11 protein-coding genes and 1 pseudogene are annotated in these 12718 nt (G+C 50.1%); 7 read left to right on the plus strand and 5 right to left on the minus strand.

Features of this window, described 5'->3' with window-relative positions:
• Positions 1–285: 285 nt before the first annotated feature.
• Positions 286–2061: an oleate hydratase gene (locus CK797_RS08460; protein ID WP_104689306.1), complete on the minus strand. Its 1776-nt coding sequence runs from the start codon at positions 2059–2061 to the stop codon at positions 286–288.
• Positions 2062–2210: 149 nt separating this feature from the next.
• On the opposite strand from CK797_RS08460, the gene CK797_RS08465 reads away from it, so the two are divergent.
• The 4 genes from CK797_RS08465 to CK797_RS08480 are packed head-to-tail and all read left to right on the plus strand — an operon-like array spanning position 2211 to position 5752.
• The gene (locus tag CK797_RS08465; RefSeq protein ID WP_104689307.1) at positions 2211–3554 is read left to right on the plus strand and encodes a TrkH family potassium uptake protein; all 1344 of its coding nucleotides are present in this window, start codon (positions 2211–2213) and stop codon (positions 3552–3554) included.
• A complete protein-coding gene (locus CK797_RS08470) occupies positions 3547–4215 on the plus strand; it encodes a potassium channel family protein (RefSeq protein WP_104689308.1) in 669 nt (222 codons plus the stop codon). Before CK797_RS08465 ends, CK797_RS08470 begins: the two co-directional genes overlap by 8 nt.
• A gap of 11 nt (positions 4216–4226) precedes the next feature.
• Positions 4227–4919, plus strand: coding sequence for a class I SAM-dependent methyltransferase (locus tag CK797_RS08475; RefSeq protein WP_104689309.1), 693 nt, complete (start codon positions 4227–4229; stop codon positions 4917–4919).
• Positions 4920–4939: 20 nt separating this feature from the next.
• On the plus strand, positions 4940–5752 hold the full coding sequence (locus tag CK797_RS08480; RefSeq protein ID WP_104689316.1) for an aldo/keto reductase: 813 nt from the start codon (positions 4940–4942) through the stop codon (positions 5750–5752).
• Between the two features lie 68 nt (positions 5753–5820).
• On the opposite strand, the gene CK797_RS08485 is transcribed toward CK797_RS08480, so the two are convergent.
• Positions 5821–6849 (minus strand): YeiH family protein, encoded by a 1029-nt coding sequence (locus tag CK797_RS08485; protein ID WP_104689310.1) that lies wholly within the window; start codon positions 6847–6849, stop codon positions 5821–5823.
• A 173-nt stretch (positions 6850–7022) separates the two neighbouring features.
• Here CK797_RS08485 and CK797_RS08490 point away from each other — a divergent pair, with 173 nt between their 5' ends.
• A complete protein-coding gene (locus CK797_RS08490) occupies positions 7023–7736 on the plus strand; it encodes an alpha/beta hydrolase (RefSeq protein ID WP_104689311.1) in 714 nt (237 codons plus the stop codon).
• A gap of 44 nt (positions 7737–7780) precedes the next feature.
• On the opposite strand, the gene CK797_RS08495 is transcribed toward CK797_RS08490, so the two are convergent.
• Positions 7781–8218 (minus strand): GNAT family N-acetyltransferase, encoded by a 438-nt coding sequence (locus tag CK797_RS08495; protein WP_104689312.1) that lies wholly within the window; start codon positions 8216–8218, stop codon positions 7781–7783.
• A 207-nt stretch (positions 8219–8425) separates the two neighbouring features.
• Complete coding sequence (locus tag CK797_RS08500; protein WP_104689313.1) at positions 8426–9373, minus strand: Dyp-type peroxidase; 948 nt, start codon at positions 9371–9373, stop codon at positions 8426–8428.
• Between the two features lie 231 nt (positions 9374–9604).
• Here CK797_RS08500 and CK797_RS08505 point away from each other — a divergent pair, with 231 nt between their 5' ends.
• On the plus strand, positions 9605–11083 hold the full coding sequence (locus CK797_RS08505; RefSeq protein ID WP_412458032.1) for a YfcC family protein: 1479 nt from the start codon (positions 9605–9607) through the stop codon (positions 11081–11083).
• A 15-nt stretch (positions 11084–11098) separates the two neighbouring features.
• Entirely contained in the window at positions 11099–12439 is a 1341-nt protein-coding gene (locus CK797_RS08510; protein ID WP_104689315.1) for a M20 family metallopeptidase, read from the plus strand.
• An 87-nt stretch (positions 12440–12526) separates the two neighbouring features.
• Here the strand turns inward: CK797_RS08510 and CK797_RS08515 are convergent.
• A pseudogene (locus CK797_RS08515) lies at positions 12527–12718 on the minus strand (IS3 family transposase); the annotation flags it as partial.

Consider the following 12718-nt stretch of genomic DNA (forward strand, 5'->3'; position numbering starts at 1 on the left):
AGATTGGGAGAATATTAATGCTGGCGTAATAAAATTATATAAAATAAATTGAAAAAATTTCAATTGTGTGCTTTACTTCACAATATTTAGCGCCTATAATATTTTTAAGCAAATGAATGATTTGCTCTTATTTTAAGAATAATTGCGTCTTTAGTATTAGGATGAACCGCGCATCCCTTTTATATCCAATTAACATCAACAGCTGAGTGTGGTTCATATTAAAAACGCATCAAATAAAAAGATAACCTGTGTTGTGGTAAGCGCAGGTTATCTTTTTTTACTTTGTTAAAGCAGATGTTGCTGTTTCATCAATTCACCGATCCAGTTGTTCTCCAGCTTTTTGAGGAGTGGTTTCTCGACCAGTTTTGGAATCGGCAGGTCGATATCTTTTAGCGGCTTCTTATCATTCATGTAATACATTGCCCGCATCAGGGTTCGGATATCGTAAATTGAGTTGAAGACTTCCGGCACACCACGATCAACGTTCATCAAGGTGTAGACAGCTTCCATTGCGGTCCGGACTGAGTACTCGGTGGTGAAGACGGTGTCACGGGTCGGGGACTCGGCAAAGTTACCGATGAAGGCCAGGTTGGCAGATCCGGTTGGGACCACGGCCGGCCGATCCCCCTTGACCCGAGGCATGAAGTAGGAGGTGACAAACGGCATGTAGACCGGTACGGTGTTGATTGAGGATTCGTCAGCCAGCTTGTCGATCAGGGCCGTTGGGACCCCGAGGTGGTAGAGCCATTCCTTAGTAATTTCTTCACCGGTGCAGTCGACAATCCGCTTCTTGATGTAGTTTCCTTTGGTATCAGAGTAAAGGCCATAAATCCAGACGATCGTCTCATTTGACTTTTGCTTCTTGAAGTGAGGTTGGCGATGAATCGTCCAGGAGAGCATCCAGTTGGAGTCGGTGACGGTGATGATGCCACCAGTGTTAACTTTGCCGTCATGAAGATCTCGCTTGGTTAGGCGTTCAATGTAAGGCTCAACCTGTGGGTTTTTGACGGTTGCCGTGGCTGAGATGAACCAAGACCGTTCCGGCAAATTCTTGCAGAAGACGTCAGGATGTCCAAAGGCTGGTGACTGTTTGGCGATATTTTCCCAGAGTTTCCAGCTGCCACCTAGATCCCGGGTCGGTTTGGCGACCTTGTGGTGACTGCCATAGTTGGAGCTCTCAGTGATTGAACCGTTGGTAACGAAGACCAGATCGTCATCGGTCAGGTCGATCTCCTTATGGGCACCTTCCTGGGTCATGACGATTTTCTTGGCGTGCTTCTCACCGTCCTTGGTGTCCACAATTACGTTCTCCACCTGGGTATCATAATCAAAGTGGACGCCGTGACCCTTGAGATAGGCCAAGAGTGGTTTGGTCATCGACTCATACTGGTTGTATTTGTTGAACTTCAAGGCGGTGAAATCCGGCAGGCCGTCGATGTGATGGATGAACCGCATCATATAACGGCGCATCTCGGCCAGGGAGTGCCATTTCTCGAAGGCAAACATGGTAGCCCAGTAAGTCCAGAAGTTGCTTTCAAAGAACTCGTCGGAGAAGTATTCCCCGATAGTCTGGTCGCCGAGTTGGTCTTCAGGGGTCAGAACTAGCTTGGTCAGCTCTTTGATGGCCTTCTTGGATAGGAGGTACTTGCCGTCTGACGGCACCTCGTTACCGCGGTTGTAGGTCAGCCGACAGTTGGAACTGTTCGGGTCATCCTTGTCGAGCCAGTAGTATTCGTCCAGGTAGGAGGCACCCGGAATTTCCAGGGATGGGATGGATCGGTACATGTCCCACATACACTCGAAGTGGTTTTCCATCTCCCGGCCACCCCGGGTTACGAAGCCGATGTCCGGCCGGTCCTGGCCATCCAGGGAGCCACCGGCGACTGGCAGTTCCTCAAAGATGTGGATCTGCTTGCCCGGTACCTGACCGTCACGGATTAGAAAAACAGCGGCAGACAGGCCGGCAAGCCCTGCACCAACAATATAGGCGTGCTTCTTATCCGCGTTCGCAGGCTTGCGTGGCCGGGCGAAGGCTTCGTAGTTTCCATTAGAATAATACATTAAAAATTACCCCTTTCTATTGATCCACAGCAGCTGACAACTTAATTGTATGGGAAGCGCTTTCGAGTGTCAATTTATTGACTAGAAAGGAAGCAATTAGCAGCCAAAACGCTTATAATTAATGATGACTAAGATGGGTGGGTGAAATTATGATTGAGATCAATGGACGAAAATATTCGTTTCCCAAGATTTTAACATTTGGCTTCCTGCTGGTGATTATGCTGGGGACCATCATGCTCTTGCTGCCGTTTGCAACACGGCCTGGTCTCCACACCAGCTTCATGACTGCTTTCTTCACGTCGACCAGCGCTACCTGTGTGACGGGACTGACCTTGGTTAGTACCGCCACTCACTGGACGCCCTTTGGTCAAGTGGTGATTGCTGTGTTGATGGAGGTCGGCGGCCTGGGCTTCATGACCTTTGCTGTCATGATGTCACTGATGATTCGCCGGCGGATGCGGATGTCAACCCGCCTGCTGACTCAGGAGGCACTAAATCTTGACCACCTCTCACAACTGAGCGTGGTCTACCTGATCATCCGGTTGTCAATTTTGATCCAGCTGGTTGGCGCTGTTTTCCTCTTTTTCGACTTCTACCCGCGTTATGGTCTATTGAAGGGACTCTGGTACAGCGTCTTCCACGCGATTTCAGCTTTCTGCAACGCTGGTTTTGACCTGTTTGGCAATAGTATGGAGAACTACGTCAACGATCCCTACATGCTTTGTGTACTAATGGTTCTGATTGTGGCCGGATCTTTTGGCTTTTTGGTTTGGAAAGACATCCTAGGCTATCACCGTTACCACCACTTGTCCCTGCATACCCAGTTGGCGCTGCGAACTGGTGCTGTCCTGTTCGTCCTCTCGTTTCTGGTTTACCTGCTCACGGAGCATAATTTAGCCCAACTGAGCAGCACACTGTCCAGTCCCCAGCGGCTGCTGAATACGATCTTCATGGCGGTGACACCGCGGACAGCTGGACTGATTACCTTTCCATACACGAAGTTGAGTGCGGCGGGGCTGAGTTTCACGATCATCCTGATGTTTATCGGGGGGACGCCCGGATCGACAGCCGGTGGGGTCAAGACAACGACGGTCGGCTTGCTGGCCATCCAGAGTATTGCTACCTTGCGGGGACAGAAGGATACCGAGTTTGCCCACCGTCGTTTCACCCAGGAGAACATCTACCGAGCCCTGACCCTCCTGTTCGTGGCCCTGGTGATCTTACTAGTGGCGATCCTGCTGCTGGTTGAGACCCAGACTTTGCCTAAACATGACTCGTTGGCCTACGTGACCTTCGAGGCTGTGGCGGCTTTTGGTACAACCGGAATTTCGCTGGGAATCACCACCCAGCTGAACTTTATTGGTCAAGTTATCATCATGGTGCTGATGTTTATCGGTCGGGTCGGGATCTATACGGTCATGTTCTCGATCTTTAATGCCCAGCCGAAGACGAAGAGTTACCATTATCCAGAGGAGAGTGTTTTAATTGGCTAAAAAAGAAAGTTATGCCGTGATTGGGATTGGTCAGTTTGGGGCCTCCATCTGTGAGTCCCTGGTCCGCGCTGGTCAGGAGGTCCTGGCGATTGATATTAACGAAGACGTCATCAACGAGCTAGCTAACTCGGTCATGCGGGCGGTAGTCGCTGATGCTCAGGATGAGGACACCCTGCGGGAGCTCGACATCGGCAGTTTTGACCATGTCTACATTTCGATTGGAAAAAATATTGAGGCCAGCATTATGGCTACACTGATTGCCAAGGATCTTGGTGCCACGGATGTGACCTGTCGGGCAGAGAACGCCAATCATGCCCGAGTCCTGGAAAGGGTCGGGGCTGATCGGGTTGTCCGACCGGAGCATGACTTGGCTAAGCGGCTCATCTTCCAGCAGCTCAACCCCAGTGTCGTTGATTATGTTACCTTGAGCAAGGAGACGACCCTGGCTGAGATCATCATCGACAATCCCAAGTTTGTGGGAAAGACATTGGACGAACTCGACTTTCGGAACAAGTACAACGTCAACGTGATTATCATTGTCAGTGCCGATGACCAGGTTAATCAGATGCCGCAGGCCAATGATGTGATCCAGCTGCACGATAAGGTTACGGTAGTCGGCCAGCTCAAAGATATTCAGAAACTCAACGATATTGTTAACTAGGGGAAAATAAAATGAAATTACGGGGAATTAATATTGTAACCATCTTAGCGGTGGTCTTCTTTGTTGTTGTGTTCGGTCTAATTGGCACTTTTGCCAGTCACCGCTACTGGAACCTGATTTGGCTGGTCCTATTGATCGTCTGGGCAGGGATCCTGATCCATACCATGACGACAGGCCATCTGAAAATCTGGCAAGAATTGGTGAATCGGATGGAATTCGGGGATCACGACCAGGTTCTAGACCTCAGCGCCGGCCGATTAAACGACTTGCTTCTTTTGGCCAAGAACCTTCAAGCCCCCGCTAAGGTGACTGGAACTGGGGACTGGCGTCAGGACCAGCAAGCGGTCCAGGCTCGGGTTAACGCAGCCAAAGTTGCTGATCGGGTTCAACTGGTGGACACAGACGTTTTCAACATGACCTTCCCGGATCGTAGGTTCGATAAAGTTCTGGTCGACCTAGCTTTTCATAATATTACTCCAGCCCTGAAACGTAACCGGGCAGTTCAAGAGGCGGCTCGGGTTCTCAAGGCTGACGGGACGATGGCGATTGCCGACTTTAGCCACGTTGACGAGTATCAGCAGATGCTGGCTAACCTGGGATTTGATGATATCCGGGTAGTCAACACCGGTTTCAACGGCTGGTGGGGCGGCCCCTGGACGACAACTAAACTGATTGTTGCACGGCATTTTCGGCAAAGGAAGTAATTGAAATGAAGTATGTAACAATGAATGGTGAACGCTTGAGTCAGATTGGAATTGGCGGAGCAGACCTCGGCCGGCGCCCCTTCAAGGAGGCCGAGGCGATCCATTATGGATTGGAGCACGGTATTAATGTGGTCGACACCGCGGAGAGTTACCCAGGCAGCGAGGAGCTGATTAAATGGGGAATGACTGATATTGACCGGCAGCGGGTCTTTCTGATTTCCAAGGTTCTGCCCAGCCACGCCACCCCGGACCAGGAGCGGCGGAGTCTAGAGGGCAGTCTAAAACGTCTTGGGGTTGACTACTTGGACCTTTATCTCCTCCACTGGCGAGGCGGAGCGAACCTTGCCCAGGCTGTTGCTGGATTAGAACAACTCAAGCAGGAGGGGCTAATCCGGCACTGGGGTGTTTCCAACTTCGATGTTAAGGACATGGAGGATCTTCTCAAGGTTCCCCATGGTGACCAGTGCTTCGCCAACGAGGATCTCTATAACCTGACCAGTCGGGGTGTCGAGTTTGATCTTCTGCCATGGCAGGCCAAACACCAGGTGGGCTTTCTTGGTTATTCGCCATTCCACGCGGTTGGTTGGAACTATTTACACCCGACTAAGGTTCTCCGTGACATTGCAACGGCCCACAATACCGACCCCTACCCGGTCATGCTAGCTTGGATCACCAGAAACAATAACCTGGTGACCCTACCTAAGGCGGCTACCGTCGATCATGTTAAGGCCAATATTGCGGCGATGGACCTCAAATTGACAGAAGAGGAACTGGCAATGATTGACCGGGAATATCCGGCCCCGACTAAGAAAGTCCCGTTAGAGAAGATTTAAAACAAGAAAACGGCAAGATCGCCCGGCCCAATTGGCCACGGTCTTGCCGTTTGTTGTTACGGTTAAATTTAGAAAAACAACTTGCTCATGATGATCATGAAGATCAGCAAACAGGTGGAACTGATGATAGCAGCACCAAAGACTGCGCCACCGCGTTTGAAGATCACTTTGAAGTTGACGGACAACCCTAAGGCGGCCATTGCCATTCCTAAGAAGATGTAGGCTGCCTGTACTAAAGCATCCAGTAAGGTCGCGGAGAACGGCAGGAAAGTCCCAAGAATACTAGTCAGGATAAAACCGCCGAGGAACCATGGAATTGGCAGCTTTTTCGGGGCTGTTGTGTGTTCCTCTTCACTTTCCTTGACCAGACGGTGCTGGTACCAGTAACCAACGATTAGAGCCACTGGCGCCAGCAAGAGGACCCGGGATAATTTCATGATCAAGGCGTTATCCAGGCTACCTTCACCGAAGGCCCCACCGGCTGCAACCGCGTGGGCAATTTCGTGAAGGGATCCGCCAGCAACGATGCCGAACTGTGGATCAGTCAGATGCAGGAGGGGCTTGATTCCGATCTCGATCAGAGTAAAGACGGTTCCCATTACGCAGACTACTGCGACGGCAAGCACCTCGTCCTCGCGTTTGCGTTCTTCGTCGGTGGTCTCCAATTGCGGTGAAACCCCCATGACGGCGGCAGCTCCGCAGATTCCGCACCCGCAGGCGCTGAGGATTGCTAGCTCGTCGCTGGCCCCAAATTTCCGGCTGAGGTAATAGGTTAGACAGATTGTCCCGGTAACAGCTACGGCGGCTACTAGGATAGTCTTAACCCCGGCTTCAGCTAAGGTCTGCAAGTTTAGCCGGAAACCGAGTAGGATGATTCCCAGACGCAGAAATTTATTAGAGATGAAACCAACCCCTGGCTTGGCTTCCTTGCGCATGTTGACTGGCGTTAGCTGCATGGCAATTCCTAGCAACAGGGCAAGAACCAGTGCCCCAATCAGGTTAACGTAGGGCAGTTTGGCCAGTAGCACCCCTGCCACAGAACAGATCAGCGTCATTACGGCAGCCAGCCAGAATGACTTAGTCTTCATAATTGACATTGTTTTTTCAAATACCTCCTCAAAAAATGACAGTACCTGTCTAACTGTACCAGAGCTCCCCGCATTAGCAAGGGTAAATTGGTTGAAATTGCCATGTAACCCCTTTCGGACAGGCATTTTTGTCGGACCAGGGGTAGAATAGGGAGTAATAATCTAATGAGGGGGATATCACTATGCAGATTAGTAACGTCAAACTTGCCCAGGCCCATTCATCCCTGGATATTTACCACAGTGCAAGCGATGTGGCCTTGCCGGCAGTCGTGATCGTACCGGGTGGCAGCTATCAGCAGATCAAGGAGCGCGATTCCGAGCGGGTGGCCTTGACCTTTGCAACTCATGCCTTCCAGAGTTTCGTCGTTCGCTATCCAGTCTTGGAGTACCGGGGCTACCAGGAGGCTAAGGAAGCCCTTGTCCAAGCCTTTGACTACATCGTGACTCACGCAGCGGAATTGAATGTTGACCCGGAACGGCTGGGTGTCATTGGCTTCTCGGCTGGTGGCCAGCTAGCGGCAGCCTACAGTAACCGGTCAGATACCAAGGCTCAATTTGCCGCCCTTGGCTACCCGGTGATAAAACCGACAATTGACGACCGGATGGGAGTAACTACCGAGGACGTCAGCCAGCTAGTAACGGACCGAACTCCAGCAACCTTCGTCTGGGGATCAGTCAACGACGGTCTGACCCCCTATCTGGATCACGTTAATGCCTACGTGATGGCTCTGGCCCAACATAGAGTACCATTTGAACTCCACGAGTTTGGGACGGGCAACCACGGGATCGCCCTGGCCAATAAGTATACCGGAATTGTTAATCAGGATCGTGTCGACCGCCACATGAGCCGGTGGTTTCCACTCTTTCTGGAATGGTTTACGGAAGTTATTAAGTAAAGAAAAAGATCGATCAATGCTTTGGCTGGTCGATCTTTTGGTGTTTATAGGGCCGCGTGGACCATTTTAATATGAGGTGTCGAGGCGTGAATGTAAGGTTCACCTTCACTGTGGAAACCAAACTTCTGGTAGTATCCTTCCACTTGTACTTGGGCGTCGATCTCAATTTTATTTCCCGGGAAATAATCCCGGATAGTATCCATAATCTGGTGGAGGAGTTCATTACCCAATCCACGGCCGCGGAAGTTCGGGGCGGTGACTACCCGGCCGAAGGTGACCAGACCGGGCTGCTTCAGGTAGACCCGGGAGTAGGCTGCAATCTGGCCGTCCAGTTCGTCATAGACGTGGATTGCCTTAAGGTCGTTATCATCAATATCATTATGGATCCGTTGCTGCTCGACGGTGAATACCTCATCGCGAAGCTTATAGATCTCGAATAGTTTCATAGTTGATAGGTCATCGAATGCGCGTCTTTGCCACATATTTACTGCCTTCTTTTCGTAGATTACTTAAATTGTAACGCTTTTTGTCACGACCTCGTTAATAAAGTGCTGGTTGTGTCTAGTGGTACAACGGGCGTTTTGTGATACAGACAAAAAAGGATCTACCTTCTGGTCAGATCCTTTGAAAATGGTAAATTATATTATCTATGCTTTTGCAGTTAATAGCTTGGAAAAATTCTTAAAGAACTACTTGCTTAATTCACCGTCGGCAATCTTATCAAGCAGTGGCCGAGACGGGATGAAGAAGAGCTGGCCGGTTAGAATGTCGGAGAAGGAGAGGAGGTAGTCGTGCTTTTCAACCATGTTCTCCAGCATCTTCTTGGTGACGGTCCAGTGTCGAGCATAGCCGATGAAGTAGGTTCCGGTAATTCCGGAGGCTGGGTCGGAGTATGGGACATTCATCCGGACGATCTTTTGCTCAACCCCGTTGATCTTGGCCTGGGAGGCAACGTTGTGGGCATTCTTGAACTTCTCCTGGTCTTCCAGTTCTAGGTCACTGAACTTCTTGCGGCCGACTGCCTTCTCCTGGTCCTCGGTAGTCAGCTTGTTCCAGATGTCCATGTGGTGACGCCATTTCTGGGCAAAGGCGTAGGAACCATTTTCAAAGAATGGATCCTCATCACCGACGATGGCGTAGTCGGCGGCGTCTTCGACCTGTGGAGCCTCGGTCCCGTCGATAAAGCCGATAATCGCCCGGCCTTCAAAGTAACGGAAGCCCTTGGTTTCATCAACAACGGTGGTGTAGTCCCTTAGGAAGAGCATACATTGGGTGATCAGTTCGTAGACCGCAGCCTCGTCGTTGGCCCGGATATGGAGGAAGATGTCCCCCTCGGTGGCCGGCATGGCGTACTTATCACCGCTGATCGTCTTATAGGTCTCCAGTTCCTTAGGCTTCGGTGCGTTGGGGAAGAGGTAGTCCCAGGCCGCATTGCTAAAGCCCAGGGAAGCCTTCAGATTACCCTTATTGTCACGAATACGGAGGGAACGGATGATGGCCTGGTAGCGATCAACAAATTCCTCGATGGCTGCCTGTTCCTTGGCTTGATCCTCCCGCTTTAGTTCCAGTACGGTAAACTGCACGTGTTCACCGGCGTCTTTCCAAACATCTTGTGCCTGATTCGGGTTCATCGTCATGAAAAGATCTCCTCTCAAAAAGCAAAATTTATCAACAATTTTATTATAACATTTGTAAACTAATCCTACTGAATTAGATTTTGCAATCTGTCTATTTAATATTGAAGCCGTTTACAAATAAGTCTACAATGAAAATGTGTAATATTTTACGTTTTTTAACCGTATTGAACTCTTTTATTTTGATTTGGGGTGAAGAATTTGCAAGAAGCAAAGAAAAAGCATCGGTTTCATATGCCGTCTGCTTATACGATCTTGTTCATCATTATTGTAATTATTGCCATCCTGACCTGGATTATTCCAGCCGGGACCTACGCTACTGATAAGGCAGGCAATATCATCTCCGGGACCTACAAGGCGGTTTCCAGCAAGCCGCAGGGGATCTGGGACGTCTTTATGGCACCCGTCATTGGGATGGTTGGGGACAAGAAGACGGAGGGAGCAATCTCCGTCTCCCTGTTTATCCTGGTAATTGGGGGCTTCTTGGGAGTCGTCAATAAGACTGACGCCCTCAACGAAGGGATCAGCTCGATTGTCCGTCGCTACAAGGGACGAGAGAAACAGCTGATTCCAATTCTGATGATCCTGTTTGCCATCGGTGGTTCCACCTATGGCATGGGCGAGGAGACGATTGCCTTCTACCCATTACTGATTCCAGTCATGATGGGGGTCGGATTTGACTCGCTGGTCGCCGTGGCGATTGCCCTGGTCGGAACCCAGGTTGGGTGCTTGGCATCAACCGTTAACCCGTTTGCCACTGGGGTTGCATCACAGACTTTGAATATTTCACCCGGTGATGGCCTTGGTTCACGGCTGCTATTGTTAATCATCACGACTGCCGTCAGCATCATCTACGTCTATCACTACGCCTCTGTTATTCAGAAGGACCCGACCAAGTCACTGATCTATGACCAGCGGGCCGAGGATGAGAAACGCTTTGCCATCAAGACCCGAACCGATGATGACCATCAGATGACTGGTCGGCAAAAGGCCGTCATCTGGCTCTTCGGATTGACTTTTGTCATCATGATTCTTGGGCTGATCCCATGGACCAACTTAAACAGTCACTGGACCTTCTTTGACACCTTTACCAAGTGGCTCACTGGGATTCCATTCCTGGGTAACTTCTTGGGGCACGATATGGCGCCGCTGGGGACCTGGTACTTCAATGAAATCACGATGCTATTCCTTTTCATGTCTGTTGTTATCATGTGGGTTTACCACATGAAGGAGGGCGAATTTATGGACGCCTTTATGAAGGGAATGGCTGATTTCCTGAGTGTTGCCATCATTGTGGCCGTTGCTCGTGGGATTCAAGTAGTTATGAATAACGGGATGATTACTGGGACCGTCCTGCATTGGGGAGAAGTAGGCCTGCATGGACTCTCCCAGAGTGTCTTCATTATCCTGACCTACATCTTCTATATCCCAATGTCATTCTTGATTCCATCGACCTCTGGATTAGCCGCTGCTACCATGGGAATCATTGGTCCGCTGGGACACTTCGCTCACGTTTCTGGCAGCCTGGTCATCACGGCCTACCAAGCGGCTTCTGGTTGGGTTAACCTGATCACGCCAACCTCCGGGATCGTAATGGGGGCTCTGGCCATTGCCCACGTCAACGTCAGTGTTTGGTGGAAGTGGATGCTCAAGTTGATGATCTATCTGTTTATTGTTACCTGTGTATTCTTAGGTGTTGCTGCCGTATTGTAAAAGGGATGAGTATTTATGGCACAATTAGTAAACGAGAAGGAACAACAAGAAGCTGTTAAAACATTGGAACGGTTGATTTCGGTACCATCATACAATCAGCCGGCTGAGGAAGGAGCGCCGTTTGGCCGCAAGATTCGTAACGCTCTGGACGAAATGATGAAGATCTGTGATGAGCTGGGCTTTAAGACCTATGAAGATCCAGATGGCTACTATGGTTATGCCGAAGTTGGCGAGGGTGACAAGGTTTTTGGGGTAATCTGTCACCTTGACACAGTCCCAGCTGGGGATCTAAAGAACTGGGAACATGATCCCTTCAAGGGTACCGTCATTAATAATGCTGTCTACGGACGGGGCGCCCAGGACGACAAAGGGCCTGGAATTGCCGCCTTGTACGCGGTTAAGGCTCTGATGTACGCCGGCTACCACTTCAATCAGCGGATTCGTTTTATCTACGGGACCGACGAGGAAATTCTCTGGCGGGGAATTGCCCAGTACAACAAGAAGGAGTCCCAAATTGACAGTGGGATTTCACCAGACGCTGAGTTTCCACTGATTTATGCCGAAAAGGGACTGGAGCAGGCTTACCTGGTCGGCCCTGGCACGGACAAGCTAAATATTAGTCTAAAGAATGCCTTCAATGCCGTTCCTGACAAGGCTGTTTATGATGGGCCAAAGCAGGAGGAGGTCAAGGCTGCCCTTGACAAGCATGGCTTCAAGTACACTAGCGATGAACACTCAATTACTGTCTTGGGAAAGTCGGTTCACGCCATGTTGGCACCACAGGGCACCAATGCAGTCTTGCGTCTGGCAATCGCCCTTGACGATGTTTTTGATTTCAAGCCATTAGACTTTATTGGCAAGCTTTTCAAGGAGGATGCCACCGGAGCTAACGTGCTCGGTGATGTTGCGGACGAGTCCGGTCACTTGACCTTCAACATCTCTAGTTTGGAGATTAATGCAAAGGAGACCCGGATGCAAATTGATCTGCGGATTCCGGTTACCGTTGACCGGGACAAGCTATTAAAGAAGTTGGACAAGAACGTTGCCCCTTACGACCTTAAGTATGCTCCATTTGACTATGTTGCGCCGCTCTATGTTCCAAAGGACAGCAAGCTGATTCAGACACTGATGGCTGTCTACAAGGAACAGACAGGTGACACCAAGGCCACACCGCAGATCTCTGGTGGAGCTACCTTTGCCCGGACCATGAATAACTGCGTGGCCTTCGGAGGGATGTTACCAACCACGCCAGATTACATGCACCAAGCCAACGAACAATGGCCGCTGCCAGATATGTTTAAGGCGATGGAGATCTATGCTCAGGCCATTAAAAAGCTCTGTGTTGATGGTGAATAATCAAAAAATTAGCTGAACGTGAAAACGCCGGTCAGAATCATGAGGCACTAGCGCCTGTCAAGTATACAGTTCAAATAGAAAAATAGTTTATGCGGCTTGAGCGTGGAATTTTTCCGCGGTCAAGCCGTTTTTGGATGTATAAGCTCGTTGAGTGTTGAAATATTTAATAGCTTCCTTTACTGATTGTTCTAATTCCGTCAATGTTTTAGGCCGCGAGCGTTTGGCTAACCAAATGAGCTTAAAATCATTCCACCAGCGTTCCATCGGCGAGTTCTCCCA

It is taken from the genome of Limosilactobacillus pontis (genome assembly GCF_002940945.1).
Taxonomy (GTDB): Bacteria; Bacillota; Bacilli; order Lactobacillales; family Lactobacillaceae; genus Limosilactobacillus; species Limosilactobacillus pontis_A.

Excerpts from the sequence above, each read along its gene's own strand:
- CK797_RS08460 (WP_104689306.1), bottom strand. The coding sequence starts at position 2,061 with ATGTATTATTCTAATGGAAACTACGAAGCCTTCGCCCGGCCACGCAAG.
- CK797_RS08465 (WP_104689307.1), top strand. The coding sequence starts at position 2,211 with ATGATTGAGATCAATGGACGAAAATATTCGTTTCCCAAGATTTTAACA.
- CK797_RS08475 (WP_104689309.1), top strand. The coding sequence starts at position 4,227 with ATGAAATTACGGGGAATTAATATTGTAACCATCTTAGCGGTGGTCTTC.
- CK797_RS08480 (WP_104689316.1), top strand. The coding sequence starts at position 4,940 with ATGAATGGTGAACGCTTGAGTCAGATTGGAATTGGCGGAGCAGACCTC.
- CK797_RS08485 (WP_104689310.1), bottom strand. The coding sequence starts at position 6,849 with ATGTCAATTATGAAGACTAAGTCATTCTGGCTGGCTGCCGTAATGACG.
- CK797_RS08490 (WP_104689311.1), top strand. The coding sequence starts at position 7,023 with ATGCAGATTAGTAACGTCAAACTTGCCCAGGCCCATTCATCCCTGGAT.
- CK797_RS08495 (WP_104689312.1), bottom strand. The coding sequence starts at position 8,218 with ATGTGGCAAAGACGCGCATTCGATGACCTATCAACTATGAAACTATTC.
- CK797_RS08500 (WP_104689313.1), bottom strand. The coding sequence starts at position 9,373 with ATGACGATGAACCCGAATCAGGCACAAGATGTTTGGAAAGACGCCGGT.
- CK797_RS08505 (WP_412458032.1), top strand. The coding sequence starts at position 9,605 with ATGCCGTCTGCTTATACGATCTTGTTCATCATTATTGTAATTATTGCC.
- CK797_RS08510 (WP_104689315.1), top strand. The coding sequence starts at position 11,099 with ATGGCACAATTAGTAAACGAGAAGGAACAACAAGAAGCTGTTAAAACA.